15 protein-coding genes and 2 pseudogenes are annotated in these 17194 nt (G+C 66.3%); 5 read left to right on the top strand and 12 right to left on the bottom strand.

Annotation, left to right across the window (positions count from 1 at the left end):
- Positions 1 to 38: 38 nt before the first annotated feature.
- On the top strand, positions 39 to 1919 hold the full coding sequence (locus CAFEL_RS02100; RefSeq protein ID WP_194560938.1) for an FAD/NAD(P)-binding protein: 1881 nt from the start codon (positions 39 to 41) through the stop codon (positions 1917 to 1919).
- Here the strand turns inward: CAFEL_RS02100 and CAFEL_RS02095 are convergent.
- Entirely contained in the window at positions 1916 to 2539 is a 624-nt protein-coding gene (locus CAFEL_RS02095; protein WP_181191502.1) for a LuxR C-terminal-related transcriptional regulator, read from the bottom strand. The genes CAFEL_RS02100 and CAFEL_RS02095 overlap by 4 nt on opposite strands.
- On the bottom strand, positions 2536 to 3663 hold the full coding sequence (locus tag CAFEL_RS02090) for an ATP-binding protein (RefSeq protein WP_194560790.1): 1128 nt from the start codon (positions 3661 to 3663) through the stop codon (positions 2536 to 2538). Before CAFEL_RS02090 ends, CAFEL_RS02095 begins: the two co-directional genes overlap by 4 nt.
- A 112-nt stretch (positions 3664 to 3775) precedes the next feature.
- Here CAFEL_RS02090 and CAFEL_RS02085 point away from each other — a divergent pair, with 112 nt between their 5' ends.
- Positions 3776 to 4828 carry a PspC domain-containing protein gene (locus CAFEL_RS02085; protein ID WP_194560789.1) on the top strand — a complete coding sequence of 351 codons (1053 nt, stop codon included), beginning with the start codon at positions 3776 to 3778 and terminating at the stop codon, positions 4826 to 4828.
- Between the two features lie 22 nt (positions 4829 to 4850).
- On the opposite strand, the gene guaA is transcribed toward CAFEL_RS02085, so the two are convergent.
- The 4 genes from guaA to guaB form a co-directional block, all read right to left on the bottom strand.
- Positions 4851 to 6404 (bottom strand): glutamine-hydrolyzing GMP synthase, encoded by a 1554-nt coding sequence (gene guaA / locus CAFEL_RS02080; RefSeq protein WP_194560788.1) that lies wholly within the window; start codon positions 6402 to 6404, stop codon positions 4851 to 4853.
- Between the two features lie 125 nt (positions 6405 to 6529).
- Positions 6530 to 7822: a PAS domain-containing protein gene (locus CAFEL_RS02075; RefSeq protein WP_194560787.1), complete on the bottom strand. Its 1293-nt coding sequence runs from the start codon at positions 7820 to 7822 to the stop codon at positions 6530 to 6532.
- A 20-nt stretch (positions 7823 to 7842) separates the two neighbouring features.
- The gene (locus tag CAFEL_RS02070) at positions 7843 to 8997 is read right to left on the bottom strand and encodes a GuaB3 family IMP dehydrogenase-related protein (protein WP_194560786.1); all 1155 of its coding nucleotides are present in this window, start codon (positions 8995 to 8997) and stop codon (positions 7843 to 7845) included.
- 9 nt (positions 8998 to 9006) lie between these two features.
- Positions 9007 to 10530, bottom strand: a complete 1524-nt coding sequence (gene guaB, locus CAFEL_RS02065) for an IMP dehydrogenase (protein WP_194560785.1) — start codon at positions 10528 to 10530, stop codon at positions 9007 to 9009.
- 150 nt (positions 10531 to 10680) lie between these two features.
- Here guaB and CAFEL_RS02060 point away from each other — a divergent pair, with 150 nt between their 5' ends.
- Positions 10681 to 11037, top strand: coding sequence for a DUF5319 domain-containing protein (locus CAFEL_RS02060; protein ID WP_194560937.1), 357 nt, complete (start codon positions 10681 to 10683; stop codon positions 11035 to 11037).
- Here CAFEL_RS02060 and CAFEL_RS02055 read toward each other — a convergent pair.
- Positions 11034 to 11984, bottom strand: coding sequence for a hypothetical protein (locus CAFEL_RS02055; RefSeq protein WP_194560784.1), 951 nt, complete (start codon positions 11982 to 11984; stop codon positions 11034 to 11036). The two genes, CAFEL_RS02060 and CAFEL_RS02055, sit on opposite strands and share 4 nt — an antisense overlap.
- Positions 11981 to 12094 (bottom strand): annotated as a pseudogene (locus CAFEL_RS02050) (RNA polymerase subunit sigma); the annotation flags it as partial. The gene CAFEL_RS02055 and the pseudogene CAFEL_RS02050, both read right to left, overlap by 4 nt.
- Before the next feature lie 162 nt (positions 12095 to 12256).
- Here CAFEL_RS02050 and CAFEL_RS02045 point away from each other — a divergent pair.
- Positions 12257 to 13435 (top strand): IS1249 family transposase, encoded by a 1179-nt coding sequence (locus CAFEL_RS02045; protein ID WP_194561165.1) that lies wholly within the window; start codon positions 12257 to 12259, stop codon positions 13433 to 13435.
- A 44-nt stretch (positions 13436 to 13479) separates the two neighbouring features.
- Here the strand turns inward: CAFEL_RS02045 and CAFEL_RS02040 are convergent.
- Positions 13480 to 13956 (bottom strand): annotated as a pseudogene (locus CAFEL_RS02040) (sigma-70 family RNA polymerase sigma factor); the annotation flags it as partial.
- A gap of 270 nt (positions 13957 to 14226) precedes the next feature.
- Here CAFEL_RS02040 and CAFEL_RS02035 point away from each other — a divergent pair.
- Positions 14227 to 14538: a WhiB family transcriptional regulator gene (locus tag CAFEL_RS02035; RefSeq protein WP_070844984.1), complete on the top strand. Its 312-nt coding sequence runs from the start codon at positions 14227 to 14229 to the stop codon at positions 14536 to 14538.
- Positions 14539 to 14607: 69 nt separating this feature from the next.
- On the opposite strand, the gene groL is transcribed toward CAFEL_RS02035, so the two are convergent.
- From groL to CAFEL_RS02020, 3 genes are all read right to left on the bottom strand, one after another.
- The gene (gene groL, locus CAFEL_RS02030) at positions 14608 to 16215 is read right to left on the bottom strand and encodes a chaperonin GroEL (protein WP_194561023.1); all 1608 of its coding nucleotides are present in this window, start codon (positions 16213 to 16215) and stop codon (positions 14608 to 14610) included.
- A gap of 5 nt (positions 16216 to 16220) precedes the next feature.
- On the bottom strand, positions 16221 to 16520 hold the full coding sequence (groES, locus tag CAFEL_RS02025) for a co-chaperone GroES (RefSeq protein ID WP_034997874.1): 300 nt from the start codon (positions 16518 to 16520) through the stop codon (positions 16221 to 16223).
- 155 nt (positions 16521 to 16675) lie between these two features.
- Positions 16676 to 17137: a hypothetical protein gene (locus tag CAFEL_RS02020; protein WP_194561024.1), complete on the bottom strand. Its 462-nt coding sequence runs from the start codon at positions 17135 to 17137 to the stop codon at positions 16676 to 16678.
- Positions 17138 to 17194: the final 57 nt, after the last annotated feature.

The raw sequence follows: 17194 nt of genomic DNA, 5'->3' as shown, positions 1-17194 counted from the left end.
TCTACATACGATCAAAGATTCACAGAAATCGTGGAGGTATTTTCACCGTGGCAGCATCCATCGCAATCGTCGGAGAAGGACCCCGCGGCATCTCCATCACTGAACGCATCGCCGCCTACCTGGGCGACCGCAGCGAGGCACTCACCCTGCACATCATCGACGACGCCCAGCTCGGCGCCGGCCGCATCTGGGAAACGGACCAGACCCGCACGCTGTGCATGAACACCCTCGCCGGCGCGGTGACACTATTCACCGAGCCCGGCGCGACCGTCGCCGCCCCCGTGCTCGAAGGCCCCACCATGTACGAGTGGATCCAGGCGCTTCGCGGCGAGAAAACACACCCGCTTATCGACGCCTTCGGTGCCTCCCTCCCCGAGCACTACAACAAGGAGCTGCGCGCCACCCGCCCCGAGTCCAACCCCTCGCGCGCGCTCTACGGCGAGTACTTGCGCTGGGCGTGGAAGGTCTCCCTCGCGCAGCTACCGGACACAGTCGAGGTGGTCGAGCACCACTCCCGCGCCGTGTCCTTGGCGGCCGAGGGCACCCAGGACGCCATCACACTTGCCGACGGCTCCGTGGTCCACGCCGACGCCACCGTCATCGCCTCCGGCTGGGTACTGCCCGCCCCCACGCCCGCGCAGCAGGCGTTCGCCGAGTCGGGGCTGACCTACATCCCGCCGGGCAACCCCGTGGAGCAGGACGTCTCACTGCTGCCGGCCGGCGAGCGCGTCGTGGTGCGCGGCATGGGCATGGGCTTTTTCGACCTCATGGCGCTGACCACCATCGACCGCGGCGGCCGCTTCGTCGAGGACGCCTCCACGCGTTCCGGTCTGCGCTACGAGGCCACCAGCAATGAGCCGCACTTCGTGGTCACCTCCGGGCGCGGCTACCCCTACCTGCCCAAATCCGAGTACCACTCCCTGCCGCCGAAGGCCGACCTTTCCCGCCTGCGCGCCGCCATCGATGCCTCCGAAGCGCCGGTGTCCTTCGGCCGCGACCTGTGGCCGGCGCTGGCCCGCGACGCCTACGCCGAGTACTACCGCGTGCTTGCCCGTGTGCGTCCCGAAGCGCTCAGCGCGCCCCTCGACGAGATCCTCGCAGCCATCGACGCCGCCGACCTTGCCGCGGTTGCCACCGCGGACGACATCCTGACGGTCGCGAACGCGCTGACCGAGGCTCTCGACGGGATGAGCACCGCACCGTTCGACATGGCCGCCTGGGTGGACCCGCTCGCCGGCACCGAGGCGCTCGACCTGGAGGAACTGAACCGACGCGTCGCCGAGGGCATGGCAGCCGACATCACCGAGGCCGTGTCCGCCTGGGACTCCCCGCTCAAGGCCGGCCTGTGGGCCATCTCCGCGGGCCGCAAACCCAGCGCGATCGCCACACAAAACGGCCGCGGCCCCCGCGAGGCGGCACTTGCGCAGTACATGGCGTTCGGCCAGATGGTCGGCTCCGGCCCGCCGCTGTTCCGCACCCGCGAGCTACTCGCGCTTTCCGACGCCGGCCTGGTCACCTTCTTAGGCCCCGACCCCGTGGTGGAGACCACCGACAGCGGGTACACAGCGGTCAGCCACGCCCGTTCGGTGCGCGCCACCGCACTTGCCGACGCCTTCCTGCCCAGCCCCGACATCCGCACCTCCCCCGACGCGCTAACCGCATCGCTGCGCGCGGCCGGCCGCGTGCGCCCGTTCGCACCGGGTGGCGTGGAAACCGCCTCCCCGGAAACCGACGATCACACCCGCCGCACCGTCCACCCCGACGGCGAGCTGGACGCGCGCCTGCACATCGTGGGTATCCCCACCGGCAAGCAGTGGGCGGACACCACCATCTCCCCCATGCCCGGCACCGACCCGCTGATGCTGCAGGAGACGGACAAGACGGCACGTTCGCTACTCACCCAGGCGGGCGTGCTCTAGCCTAAGTCCCGCGCCACCGCCCACCTGGTGAGCTGGTGGCGGTTGGAGGTCTGCGTCTTGCGCAGAATGTTCGACGCATGTGTCTCCACCGTCTTGACGGAGATGAACAGACGCTCGGCGATCTCCTTGTACGTGTAGCCCCGCGCGAGCAGCCGCAGCACCTCGAGCTCGCGGCGGGTCAGCGAGTCGACTGCCGGGTCGTCCTCTTCCACCACCGGCCCCGAGGCGAAGGCATCGAGCACGAACCCGGCCAGCCGCGGCGAGAAGTACGCGTCCCCGCCGCGCACCCGCTCGATCGCCTCAGCGAGCTCCGCGCCCGCGATGTTCTTGGTCACGTACCCCCGCGCGCCGGCACGGATCAGTGCGATGACGTCCTCGGCGGCATCGGAAACGCTCAGCGCCAGGTACGCCGGGCCCGGCGCCCGCTTGAGCACGGCCAGTCCGCCGCCGTCGGGCATGTGCACGTCTAAAAGCACCACGTCCGGGCGCGTACGCTCGATTCCACGCACCGCCTCAGCGACCGTGCCGGCCTCACCCACGATGTCCACCGCGTCCGCCAGCTCAGCTTTCACCCCGGCGCGGAACACGGAGTGATCGTCCACCAAGAACACGCTCGTCATAGCTCTAACGCTATCTCCACCTCTGAGCCATTGCCTATCGACGACACCACGTGCACCTCTCCCCCAACTCGCCGAACGCGGCCCACAATGGAGTCGCGCAAACCGTGCCGATCGGCCGGGATGGCGTCCGGGTCGAAGCCGGAACCGCGGTCGCGCACAAACACCTCGAGCCTGCCCGCGAGATGCTCCGCGTAGACGTCGATGGTGTCCACACCGGCGTGCTTGGCGGCGTTGACCATCGCCTCCCTGGCCGCCAGCACGACCGCCTCGGTGCGCTCGTTGAAGGCGACGTCCTCGCCCACCGTGACCGGTTGGATGACCACGCGGAAGGCGTCCTCCACCTCGCCGGCCGCTTTCTGCAGGGCGGCGAAGGTAGTGGTGTGGTTGGGCACGGAGTCGTCGAAAAGCCAGGCCCGCAGCTCGCGCTCCTGGGCGCGCGCGAGGCGAGCGACCTCATCCGCATCGCCCGCCTGCTTCTGAATCAGCGCGAGGGTCTGCAGCACCGAATCGTGCAAGCGTGAGGCAATCTCCGCGCGCTGGTCCGCCACCGCCTTGGCCTCCCGCTCCGCGACGAGCGAATTGGCCAGCTTGGCTATCAGCGGCACAACCAGCACCGCCACGCCCACCACCGTGACCAGCACGGAGACCACCACGCCGCCAACCCCGGCGCTTTCGCCCACAAACGCCACTGCCAGCACCCCAGCCATGACCAGCAGCGCACCCAACATCAGCGCGGCGATGTTGCCCCACGACCCCGTGCCGCGGTCGTAGGCCTGCAGCGCAATCACCGCGCCGACGATGAGCACGCCCAGCACGAACACCACCGTGGCGCCCGCGCCCGAAGACAGCTGCAGCGCAATAAGCGCCCCTGCGAACCCGAGCACCACAAGCGCAAGATCCATCGTTCCCGGGCGCTGGCGCTGCGCCCCACTGTCGTCCAGAGGCGTAAACATCCACAAACCGGCGTAGAGCAGCGCGCCGAACCCGCCCGCGAAGCTGGCCGCGACGAAGAACAGGCGCACCCATTTGTCCTCCACCCCCAGGTGGTCGGCCACACCGGAGGCCACGCCGGCCACAACGCGGCGGGAGCGGTTCCGGGTCAGCCGGGGATACAACGCAGACATAACCCCCATCGTTGCACGGGTGCGCCTGAGGGCACATCGGGGAAAACCCTGAAACGAAAAATCAGGGTCGTTCCCGATACCGCGGCCCGCGCTCCCGCGGGAGGATAGAGCTATGGAGAACAACACACTCACACAGATGTGGGACACCCGCCCGCCCCGCATCCCGGAGGACCAGGGCGGCAAGGCCGTCATCGGCGGCGTCTGCGAAGGCATCGGCGCCCGCTTCCACATCGACCCCACGTTTATCCGCGTGGTTTTCGTCGCGCTCTCGCTCGCGTTCGGCGGCGGCATCTTCCTCTACCTGCTGTGCTGGATCAACATGCCCCGCTTCGGGCTGACCCGCAGCCCGTGGGCCGCGATCATCACTCCGAAAGTGCAGCTGACCGCAGCGGAGATAAAGGATCGCGACACCGGCTGGTGGCTGCTGCTCGGACTCTTCCTGTTTTTACCGTCCGTTTCCGTCGCAGGCGATCTGCGGGCAGTGCTGGTCACGTTCATCCTCTTCGCCGCCGGCTGGTACTTCCTGCACCAGCGCCATCCCGAGCCGCCGGCTGGGTTGCTGGTGGGCGAGCCGGAGGGGCCCCGTACAAGCAACCGCCCCGCTGTGGACACCTCCCATCTGACGGTGCCCGAAGGACACGAACACCCCGGCCAGCGCCCGCCCGCCTGGGACCCACTGGGCGCGGCGCCGGAGCTGTGGCATCTGCCGGAGCCGAGCGAACCGGCTCCAACACAGACGAGAAAACGCAACTGGTTCTGGATCCCGGTCGCCTTGGGCCTCTCAGCGGTCTCGCTCGTGGCGCTTGCGTTTTACAGCGACCTGCGCGACGGCGACTACGGGCGCTTCGGCAGCGCGCACATCACCGTGTACGACATCGACACCCTGCCAGACCAACCGGGCGTCAACGGCTTCGTCGGCGAGACCTACCTTGACTTCTCCGAGCTTGAGCCGCTGCGCGAGCCGAAAACCGTCGAGGTCAGCAACACCATCGGCAAGGTGGACGTGATCCTGCCGGACAACATCCCGGTCGACGTGAACTGCCAAGTCACCATCGGCGAGACCGCCTGCCCCGAAGAAACGCAAAACGCGGACAAGGACAGCGCGTTGCTCACGATCAACGTGACAGAGCGTATCGGGTCCGTGTCCGCGTACTACGCCCGCTAAGACGCGGGCATAGGTGACTGGCTTACTCCCACTCGATGGTGGCCGGCGGCTTGGAGGTGACGTCCAGCACCACGCGGTTGATGTCGGCCACCTCATTGGTGATGCGGGTGGAGATGACCTCGAGGGTCTCGTACGGGATGCGCACCCAGTCCGCGGTCATCGCGTCCTCGGAGGCGACCGGTCGCAGCACGATCGGGTGGCCGTAGGTGCGGCCGTCGCCCTGCACGCCCACGGAGCGCACATCCGCGAGCAGCACGACCGGGCACTGCCAGATCTGCTCGTCCATACCGGCCTTAGTCAGCTCCTCGCGGGCGATGGCGTCGGCGGCGCGCAGCGTCTCCAGGCGTTCCTCGGTGACCTCGCCGATGATGCGGATGCCCAGGCCCGGGCCCGGGAACGGCTGACGGTTCACAATCTCCTCGGGCAGGCCCAGCTCGCGACCGACGGCGCGGACCTCGTCCTTGAACAGCAGACGCAGCGGCTCAACGAGCTCGAACTCCACGTCGTCCGGCAGGCCGCCAACGTTGTGGTGGCTCTTGATGTTGGCGGTGCCGGTGCCGCCGCCGGACTCCACCACGTCCGGGTACAGGGTGCCCTGGACCAGGTAGTCCACCTGCTGGCCTTCCAGCACGCCGGCAACAGCGCGCTCGAAGGAGCGGATGAACTCCGCGCCGATGGCCTTGCGCTTCGCCTCCGGCTCGGTCACTCCGGCGAGCTTGTCCAAGAACGCCTTGCGCTCGTCCACGGTGACCAGCTTCGCGCCGGTGGCGGCCACGAAATCGGTCTCCACCTGCTCGCGCTCGCCCTGGCGCAGCAGGCCATGGTCCACGAACACGCAGGTGAGACGGTCGCCGATGGCGCGCTGTACCAGCGCCGCCGCGACAGCGGAATCCACGCCGCCGGACAGGGCGCAAATGGCGCGGCCCTCACCTACCTGCTCGCGCACGTCCGCGATCAGCTGCTCGGCGATGTTGGAGGCGGTCCAGTTCTGCTCCAGGCCGGCGATGTCGGTGAGGAAGCGGGTGAGCACCTCCTGGCCGTGCGGGGAGTGCATGACCTCCGGGTGGTACTGCACGCCGGCGAGCTTGCGGGAGGTGTCCTCGAACGCGGCCACGGGCGCGCCCGGGGTGGAGGCGGTGACCTCGAAGCCCTCAGGCGCCTGCGTGACAGAGTCGCCGTGGGACATCCACACGGCGTGCTCGGGCTCGAGTCCGGCGTGGAGCACGCCGCCGTCGACGCGCATCTGCGTGCGGCCGTACTCGCGCGCGCCGGTCTCGGCCACCTCGCCGCCGAGCGCACGGGTCATGATCTGGAAGCCGTAGCAAATACCGAAGATAGGCAGCCCCAGCTCGAAGATCTCAGCATCGAGCTGCGGCGCGCCCTCTGCGTACACCGACGACGGGCCGCCGGAGAGGATCAGCGCCTGCGGGTTCTTCTCGCGGACTTCTGCGGCGGTGATGGTGGAGGGAACCACCTCGGAGAAAACGTTCGCCTCGCGCACACGGCGGGCGATCAGCTGCGCGTACTGCGCACCGAAATCGAGGACAAGGACTGGGCGGGCTTGCGGAGTATTCACAGGCCTAGATCGTAGTCGATCCCGCGCGAGACCCAACTGCCTGTGCGGCGTCTAGGAAAACCCCTGAATAACCAGCACCAGCGCGGGCGACGAAGAAAACTGGCTCGTCGCGGGCGTAGAACGCGTTACTTCACGGCCGAGTTGAGGCGCTCCAGGGCGGCGCGGACCTCGTCCGTGGACGGTGCCTGGGCAAGCTTATCGGCGGCCTGCTGCAGCTGGGCGATTGAATTATCGGCGGCGGCCATAGCGTTGTTGACCTGCTCCACCAGCGGCATCACTTCGGCGCCCATGGTGGACTCGTTGGTGTTCTGGGACCAGCGGCGGATCATCTCCAGCGGAATCTTGGTCAGCTCAGTAATGGAGTTGACCTTCAGCTCCACGCGGCGGCGGAACGACGAGTGCAGGAACACCGCGTCGTCCATCTCCCGGACGTCGACCTCGAGCGCGTCCACAAGCAGGTGCATAGATTCGTCCGCGCCGGACTCGGTGGAAAACTGCGCAGTCTGTGCGGTGTGCAGACGCGCCAGTGCAATCGCCATGCGTGCGTTGGCGGTCTTCGCGTAGAGCTCCTCGGCAACCTCTGCCAAGGTGGCGGCGTTCTCGTCGATGATCCCGCGCATGGTCGCCCACACCTGCAGCGGCGCGAGCAACAGGGTGCGCGACGCACCCTCGGTGACCACGTTTTCCATCTCCGCCTTCACGTTATTGGTGACGGCGTTTTCCTCCACCAGGGTGGCGGAAGCCTTGCGCAGCTCGTCGGCCGCGTCCTGAATGGCGGTCTGGACGGACATGAACTGGTCCAACTCGCCGTACAGGGCGAGGGCCGACTCGTAGATCTCGCCCGAGCCGTCCGGCAGGGTAAACCCGGCGTCCTCAAGCGCCTGCATCTCGGCAGGCAGGGCGGCCTGGATGAACGCGTCGTAATCCGGCAGCAGCTCGCCGATCTTCTCCGCGCCCATGACGGCGCGCTCACGGCGGCCGACACCGTTGTCCTTCGCCTCGTGCTCCACCAGGTTCGCCTCCTGGTAAAGCTGACCCGCGGCCTCGAAGCGCTCCGTCATCGGGCGGGTGCGCACGGAGAGGTAGCCGCCGTTGGGCAGCGGGGTGACGGTGGCGAGCACGTCGTAAGCCGAGCCGCTCTTGGCACGGTTGCGCACGTACGCGGCAAAGGGGCGGCCATCCTCGATGGTGTCCCACATGAGCTTGAAGGCGGCACCCGGCATCTCGTCGTGGCGGATGAGGTTGTGCGGCTTGCCAATCATCTCGTCCGCGCTGTACTGGGCGTACTTGATGAACACATTGTTGACATGCGTCATCACACCCTTCGCGTCGGTGACCGAGAAGAAGATGTCGTTGACATCGACCTCGTGGGAGGCACCCTCTGGTGCGTCGCGAAGAAGGGTTACACGGCTAGGCATGGGCGTACTCATCCAATTTCTTAATTACGGATTGCCAGATCTGCTTTCTGAAAAGCTTTCACATCAGTATAACCACACTTGGCCATGATTCTCTTGAGACCTCCGACGATGTTCAGACCGCCGTATGGATCGCTCGACGGCCCGAACAGCACAGTCTCCAACGGCACACGCTTGCCGGATACCGCATTCTTGACCACGCCACCACGGGGAAAGCGCGGGTGCGCCGTCTGCGCCTCCCAGTACACCCCGTCCGCCGCAGCTTCGGACGCCTGCGCCAAATTTCGGCCGAGCATGACCGCATCGGCCCCGCACGCGATAGCAAGGGCAACGGCGCCGGGCTCCCACAGGGAAGTGTCCGCCAGCACGTGCACGTAGCGCCCACCGGTTTCGTCCAGGTAGTCGCGGCGCGCTGCCGCCACGTCTGCAACCGCCGTCGCCATGGGGACGTTGACCACCGTGTTGGCATCGCCGGAGCCCACAATCACACCGGCGACGCCGGACCGCATCAGGTGCGTTGCCGTGGAGTAGTCGTACACACCGCCCGCGATCACCGGCACGTCCAACGAGCCGACGAACTCCTTCAGGTTCAACGGCTCGCCGCCCTGCTGCACGTGCTCGGCCGAGACGATAGAACCCTGGATGAACAGGATCTCCGCACCTGCCGCGATGACCACCGGCGCCAGCTCACGCGCGTTCTGCGGGCTCACGCGCACCGCCACTGTGACGCCGGAGTCGCGCACCTGGGCGATGCGCTCAGTGAGCAGATCGGTATCAAGCTCCGCGGCGTGCAGCTCCTGCAGCGTGCGAACGGAGCGCTCCTCCGAGTCCATGTACTCCTGGTACTTCTCTTCCGAGTCGATGCCCCAGGCGTCCTCGCACGAGTCCACGACCTTCTTCACCGCGCCCTCGAGATCTGCATGGCGGCCCCAAAGCCCCTCGGCGTCGATCACACCGAGGCCACCCTGCTTGCCCAGCTCGATGATGAACTCGGGGCTGGCCAGCGCATCCGTCGGGTGAGAGGCGAGCGGGATGTCGAATGTGTAGGCGTCGATGTTCCAGCTCGTGTCCACGTCCTTCGAAGAACGGGTGCGGCGCTTCGGCACGATTGAAAGATCGCCCAAGTCGTACGCCCTGCGGGCCTCGCGGCCGAGGCCGATTTCCACGTAGTCGCGCATGAGTATCCCTTACTGGCGGTAGTTCGGCGCCTCGACGGTCTGCGTGATGTCGTGCGGGTGCGACTCGCGCAGGCCGGCGGCGGTGATCTGGACGAACTGCTTCGTCTGCAGCTCCTCGATGGAGGCGGCGCCGGTGTAGCCCATGGCGGCACGCAGGCCACCGACAATCTGGTGGGTAATGGAGTCCAGTTCGCCGCGGAACGGCACACGGCCCTCGACGCCCTCCGGCACCAGCTTGTCCTCGCTGGTCACATCAGCCTGGAAGTAGCGGTCCTTGGAGAAGGAGCGCTTCTCGCCGGTCAGGCCGCGGCCCTGCATGGCGCCCATGGATCCCATGCCGCGGTAGCGCTTGTACTGCTTGCCGCCCACGACCACGATCTCGCCCGGGGCCTCTGCGGTGCCGGCAAGCATGGAACCGAGCATCACGGTGGACGCGCCCGCCGCCAGCGCCTTGGCCACGTCGCCGGAGAACTGCATGCCGCCGTCGGCGATGATCGGAACGCCTGCGGCCTTCGCCGGGACGGATGCCTCGAGAATCGAGGTGATCTGCGGCGCGCCCACGCCTGCCACCACACGGGTAGTGCAGATGGAACCCGGGCCGATGCCCACCTTGATCGCGTCGGCGCCAGCGTCGATCATGGCCTTCGCCGCGCTGCGGGTGGCCAAGTTGCCGCCGATGACATCCACGCGGTCGCCGAATTCCTTCTTCACGCGCGAGACCATCTCCAGCACGCGGTTGTTGTGCGCGTGCGCGGAGTCCACCACAAGCGCGTCCACGCCGGCTTCCACCAGCAGGCCCGCGCGGTCGAAGGAATCTTCGCCGGTGCCCACGCCGGCGGCGACGAGCAGGCGGCCGTCGGCGTCCTTGGAGGCGTTCGGGTACTGCTCGCTTTTAACAAAGTCCTTCACGGTGATCAGGCCGGCCAGGGTGCCGTCCGCCGCCACGATCGGCAGCTTCTCCACCTTATTGGAGGACAGCAGCGCCAGAGCTTCTTGCTTATCGACGCCCTCCGGCGCCACCACGAGCGGCATCGGGGTCATGACCTCAGCCACCTTGCGCTGGAAATCCGCCTCAAAACGCATGTCGCGGTTGGTGATGATGCCCACCAGGCGGCCGCCGTCGTCCACCACCGGCAGGCCGGAGATGCGGAAGCGGGCGCAGAGCGCGTCCACGTCTTCAAGCGTCATGTCCGGGGTTGCGGTCACTGGGTTGGAAACCATGCCGGACTCGGAGCGCTTGACGATGTCGACGTGCTCCGCCTGGTCCTGGGCGCTCAAGTTGCGGTGCACCACGCCGATGCCGCCCTGGCGCGCCATCGCGATCGCCATGCGGGACTCGGTGACCGTGTCCATCGCGGCAGAGGCGATAGGCATGCCCAGGCGGATGTTCTTGGTGAACTGGGAGGCGGTGCTCACCTCGGACGGGACAATGTGGGACTCCGCCGGCAGCAGCAGCACGTCGTCGAAGGTCAGGCCACGAAGCGCGACCTTTTCCGGATCGTCCCCACCAGTCCACACACGCTCGTTAGCCATCGCATTGTCTCCTCTCCCGCGCAGATGTTTTTCGCCATGATATAACGTGGCGCAAATACCGACCGTGCCACCCAGTTCAGGGCACTTTTCAGCGGGCGATCCAGCTGGTTTGCCACACCGTATAGGGTTATACGGGTGAACTACGACGACATGATGCCACTGGACCCGTTCGCGGACGACCCTAATGACCCGGCATCCTTCATCGAGGACGATGAGCACGCCGAGCCGCTGTCGCCCGCAGAACGCGTCGCAGTGATCCAGGATCTCTCGCACGTTCGAGACGCGAAGCGCATACTCAAACCCCGCGGCATTCTCGGGGTGTCGTTCCTCTGCGAGGACTGCGACCAAGTCCACTACTACGACTGGGAGATCATGGAGCAAAACATGATCGCCTCGTTGAACAACCAGCTCCCGCCGGTGCATGAGCCCAGCGCGCAGCCGAACATCGAGGCGTACGTGCCCTGGGACTACGCCATGGGCTACCTCGACGGCTTAGAGGGGCGCTAGGAGCTGCTGCCGGCGCCCGGGAGGATGACCGGGCCGCCCTCCGCGCCGCCGGAGGCACCGGCGCCGAACTCGGCCGGCGGGCTGACCATCGTTGCCGGGTCGTTGACACGCAGCGACGGGCTCCCCTGCTCCGCACCCGCTTCCGACGACGGCGATTCGCCGGCCGCGTCCTGCCCCTGCGACGGTGCTGTGTTGCCCGCGGTCGTGCTCGGCTGCGGGCTCGACGGCGTCGGCTGGGTGGACTGCGTGGGCTTCCGATAGCCAGTGCCGGCACCATTTCCCGCCCCAGGGCCGCGCTGCGCGGGGGCTTGGGGCGCCTGGGTCGGCTGCTGCGCCGGCGGCGCGGGGACCTGCTCCGGAGCCGGGCGCTCGGAGGAGGCGCCTTCCGCCGGCACCGTGGACGCTTCGGTGGCTGCCTCTGTGACCGTCTTTGTCTCCGTCACCGTCGCGGACGCGCCGTCCCTGGCTGCGCGGCGTTCGCGCTCCTGCATGGTCGCCACCAGGCCGCGCGCCTGCTCCAGCAGGTCGCGGGTGGCGGCCGTGTCGCCGCTTTCGCTGGCCATCTCAAGCTCGTCGAGGGTGGTGGCAAGCTCCACCACGGTGGTGTCCTCGTCGGCAGCGCCGCTGTCGAACAGGACGGCGCCGGTGCCAACGCACGCCACGGTCGCCGCAGCCGCGCCGATCAAGCCGGACAGCCAAGGGCTGACGCGGCGCTTCGCCTTCTCCGCGCGCTTTTCTTCCAACGAGGCGACGTTGCCAGAGGCCTGAGCTTGCTCCGTGAACAGCTGCGGCGCCGGCGGCATCGGGCGGTCAACATCAGCCTTCAAGTCCAACAGGGCGGCGGCGAGGGGGTCGGTGCCAGCCGAAGGATCGTCGCCAAGCATGAGCGCGTCAATGAACGCGTCGCTGCGTGCGAACTCCTCCATGTGATCGTCCTGACGTGTCATAACTCCGCTTGCCCTCCGTCCAGTTGCTTCCGCAGTTTGGACAGCGCACGGTGCTGGGCAACACGCACTGCACCCGGTGTGCTGCCCATGACTTCAGCCGTCTCCTCCGCGGGTTAAACGACAAAAAGTGTGTCTGGAATCTACGATTTTCAGGGGTTGACCTGTAGGTTTCAGGGAAATATATGCTCCGGGGGCATATATCTAGGTCTCGAGCGTTCAATCCTCGGTGTGGCAGCGTTGGTGTGCTATGTGCGGCGTGGTGTGGTGTCGCAATGTCAAAGAACCAACCTCGCTGCTACTGCGGCGGTGAAATGAAACGCAACGGCACCACCAGCAAAGGCACCACCAGGTGGCGCTGCAAACAATGTGGCGCCTCCAGCGTGAAACACCGAAGCGACATCACCAACGCGGCGGCGTTCACCGTCTTCATCGACCACCTCACCACCGGTGCCAGCCTCGATACCGTTGCCCGCCGTGTGGGGTGCTCACCGCGCACGATGCAACGTCGATTCGAACCGTTCTGGTTCGTTGATGTGCCTGACCCCACCGCCGGCCACGACAAGCGGGTCTACGACCAGATCTTCCTTGACGGCACCTACACCGCCGGCGGCTGCTTGATCGTCGCGGCGACGATCGACCACGTGATTGCCTGGCACTGGTGCACACACGAAACCACCCGCGACTACCAACTGCTGCTTGAACGCATCGAAGCCCCACTCATCGCCGTCATCGACGGCGGCCAAGGAGCCTACAGCGCGATCAAAAAGTGCTGGCCGGCCACGAAAATTCAACGCTGCCTCGTCCACGCCCAACGCGTGGTGCGCCGCTACACCACCAGCAACCCGCGTACGGATGCCGGGCGCACCATCTACCGACTTGCGCTGAAGCTGACCCGGATCACCACGCTGGATGCAGCCGCCGCATGGGGTGCGCAGCTGCACGAGTTCTCCACGATCTACCGGTCATGGATGGACGAGAAAACCATGGTGAAAGACCCGAAAACCGGTGCATGGACCCGGGTGTGGACGCATCACAACGTGCGCAAGGCCTACAACAGCCTCAACCACTTATTCCGGTCCGAGATGCTGTTCGTCTACCTCAACCCGCCAAAAGCAGTACTTCAACCAGAGCGGATCAAATCCAACACCAACAGCTTAGAAGGCGGCATCAACGCCCAGCTCAAACTGCTCGCCAGAACCCACCGCGGCAGATCCGGCGAACGACAACGCCGCATGCTGGATTGGTGGCTCTACCTAAAAACGGAACTGCCTGACGATCCAGTACGAATCGCCAGGCAGTCCAACTGGGGCCAGGACCAACTCGCCAAAGTATCCACCCTGACCCAAACCGAGAACCAAGCCGACCACGAAACAGGACGACCAGCCCTCTACGACAACGCTATCGACACCAACTACACCCACTCAATCGGCATCCAAAAAGGCCAAATCTAACCCCCACGACACGCTGAATCAGACACACTTTTTGTCGTTTAACCCTCCTCCGCGGACAGGCCCACAAACACTCGCAGAATCACGATGTCGCGGGCCTTCTCATTAAGTGAATCGAGCAAAGCCCTCACAGCGTTACTCCCCGCAGACACCATCGCCGCGTCCTCGGGAGTGATTGTCGCCACTTCGGTGTCGGGGACCTCCTCCACCGGGCTGAGCTTGTCGCGCGCCATCGCACGGTGCGCGTCCGCGACCTTGTTAAACGCGATGCCGTACACGAACGCCATAAACGGCCGCCCGGTGTCGTGGTAGCGGTCGATGCTCGTCGCTACCGCCAGGCAGATTTCCTGGGCGACATCTTCGGGGGTAGGCATCCGCCCGCCCCCGATGCGCGCCCTGGCGTAGCGCAGCACTCGCGGGTGGATGATGGAGATGATGCGCTGCAGCGCCCGCCTGTCACCCTGCGCAGCGGCGGGAACCAGGCCAGCGAGTTCTGTGTCTTCATCGCCTGCAGCCACGCGCATCTCCTTCCCTCGTCTGTCAGCTTGCACTAGTTTCGCGTAACCCGTTCATAATAAACGCTCTTGCCTTAGCATTTGCGCTACCGACCTTTTGCCAGGAATTCACCTGCCCGTAACCACGAGCGTTAGTGCAGTAAGACACGGGTATTTTCACGCGGTTCGACTAGGCGACAGCAGACCGTAACCGCAGCGACACCAAACGTTAACCAGAGCAGTCCACACTCGGTGCCGGTCACACGTTTGAGGTACTTCCACAAAGGAGCACTCCCGATTATGTCTTTGCCGCACCAGCTTCCCGGACCCAACGCCGACTTCTGGGATTGGCAGCTACACAGCAAGTGCCGGGGGGAGGCCTCCGAGATTTTCTACCACCCCGACGGGGAGCGCGGCCGGGCGCGCACGCAGCGCGAAAACCGCGCCAAGGCCATCTGCTTCGAGTGCCCGGTGCTCACCCAGTGCCGCGAGCACGCGCTGCGCGTAGCGGAGCCGTACGGCATCTGGGGCGGCCTGAGCGAATCCGAGCGCTCTGCCATCCTGCGCGGCACCGCCGGCGGCATGAAGGTCGCCGCGGCTTCCGCCAAGTAGGACGGAACACGAAAAACGCCCCGTTTTCGGGGCGTTTTTGCTTAGCGACGAACCTTCGGCAATGCGCGACTAGTGCGCGTGGTCCTCCTGCTCGTCTTCCTCGGCGGGCTTGGTCACCACAGACGCTTCCGTGGTGAGCACCATGCGCGCCACAGACGCGGCGTTGACCACCGCGTTGTGGGTGACCTTCACCGGGTCGATGATGCCCTGCTCGATGAGGTTGCCGTACTCGAGCGTCGCGGCGTTGAAGCCCTCGCCGTTCGGCATTTCGGCGATCTTGGACACCACAACGGCACCGTCGAGGCCCGCGTTATCGGCGATCCAGAACGCCGGCTTGGACAGCGCGCGGGCCACGGCCAGCACGCCGGTCTTCTGCTCGCCGTCGAAGCCGTCGGCGAACTCCTCGAGCTGCTTGGCGATCTGCACCAGCGCGGAGCCGCCGCCGGCGATGATGCCCTCCTCCGCCGCCGCGCGGGCGGCGTTGATGGCATCCTCGACGCGCAGCTTGCGCTCGTTCTGCTCGGTCTCGGTGGCGGCGCCGACGCGCAGCACCGCCACACCGCCGGACAGCTTGGCCAGGCGCTCTTCCGCCTTCTCCTTGTCCCAGGTCGAGTCGGTGGATTCGATCTCGCGGCGGATCTGGTTGCGGCGGTCTTCCACTGCCTCGGCGGTGCCGGCGCCGTCGACGATGACGGTGTCGTCCTTGGTCACCGTCACGCGGCGGGCGGAGCCGAGGTGCTCCAGGGTGGCGTCCTTGAGGTTGACGCCGACCTCCGGGTCGATCACGGTCGCGGCGGTGACCACCGCGAGGTCGTCCATAAACGCCTTGCGGCGCTCGCCGAAGTACGGCGACTTCACGGCGACGACCTTAAGCACCTTGCGGATGGAGTTGACCACCAGCGCCTGCAGCGCTTCACCCTCGATGTCCTCTGCCACCACGAACAGCGGCACGGACTCGGAGGCGGCCTGCTCCAGAAGCGGCAGGAAGTCCGGCAGGGAGGAAATCTTGCCGCGCACCAGCAGCACGCGGGCACCCTCGAGCACGGCCTGGCCGGCGTCCGGGTCGGTCATGAAGTACGGGGAGAGGAAGCCCTTGTCAAAGGAGATGCCCTCGGTGAGGTCCACATAGGAGTCGATGGACTGGGACTCCTCGACGGTGAGCACGCCGTCCTTGCCCACCTTGTCCATGGCGCCGGCGACCATCTCGCCGACCTCCGGGTCGCGCGAGGACACGGTGGCCACGTTCGCGATCTCTGCGGAGGACTGCACCTCGGTCGCGCGGGCCTTGAGCTCCTCGACGACCTTCTCGGCAGCGGCCTTAATGCCCTTGTTCAGCTCGATCGGGTTCGCGCCGGCCGCGACGTTGCGCAGCCCCTCGGAGACGAGCGCCTGGGCCAAAAGCGTTGCGGTGGTGGTGCCGTCGCCGGCGATGTCGTTCGTCTTCACGGCGACGGACTTCACCAACTGGGCACCGAGGTTTTCAAACGGGTCCTCGAGGTCGATGTCGCGGGCGATGGTCACGCCGTCGTTGGTGACGGTCGGGCCACCCCAGGACTTGGACAGCACGACGTTGCGGCCGCGGGGGCCGAGCGTGACCTTCACCGCGTCGGCGAGCGTGTCCACGCCGCGCTGGATACCCTCGCGGGCCTCCTGATCAAATGCGATGAGTTTTGCCATGGCGCTTACTTCTCGACGACGGCCAGCAGGTCACGAGCGGACAGCAGCAGGAACTCCTCGCCGCCGTACTTCAGCTCGGTGCCGCCGTACTTGGAGAAGATGACAGTGTCGCCCTCCTTGACGTCCACGGCGACGCGGTTGCCGTTGTCGTCCAGGCGGCCCGGGCCGACAGCGATGACGACGGCTTCCTGCGGCTTCTCCGCAGCGGAATCCGGGATAACCAGGCCGGACGCAGTGGTGGTCTCAGCCTCGGCGATCTGGACGAGGACCTTGTCCTCCAGCGGCTTGATGTTGACGTTTGCCATGATCAGCAACCTTTCATTGGTGAATGATTCAACAGTTCAGGTCTGAAGAGGCGCAGCCGTCGTCGCGGGTGAACAACTGTGCTTCACACAACCTGCTTTGGCACTCTACCCCCGAGAGTGCCAGCCAACAACCACAGGCTGTGCGGAGGTGGGGTCTAGCGGTTAAGCACCGCGTTTCGCCAGAGATCGAACTCCTCGGCGTTGTCGTCGCGGTAGTTCTCCACCGCGCGGATCGCCTGAAGCACTTCCGCGATGGTGTCCTCATTCACGCTGCCGCCGTCGGCGGCGGTGAAGATCACCGGGCCGCACACCGCGCGGGTCGGGTCGGTGAGGAACTCCGGGTTGTCCGTCTCGGCAGTGTTGCGCGCCAGGGACGCCACCGGGTTCGGCTCTTGGCCCAGCTGTGCCGCGTCCGGGCGGAAGATCGCGTGGAAACGGTTGCCGTCCTGGTCGAAGGCGACATCGTCGAACTTCTCGGTTACGCTGCCGAGGGTCTCGCGCACTGTGTCTTCGTCGAAGACGATGCGGCGGTAGGTCAGATCCGGGTTGACCAGGAACCCGAACCGCTCACGGTCGGCCTGGTTTTGGTCGAACTGCTCAGTAGTTTCAGCGGACACGGGTCATCCTTTCGTCGAACAAGACGTGCAGGCCCCAAGCGTATCCGCATCCAGCAC

Source organism: Corynebacterium afermentans subsp. lipophilum, from assembly GCF_030408375.1.
GTDB lineage: Bacteria > Actinomycetota > Actinomycetes > Mycobacteriales > Mycobacteriaceae > Corynebacterium > Corynebacterium lipophilum.
Note: the sequence above shows the minus strand (reverse complement) of the source record. Positions and strands in the feature narration are given on the sequence as shown.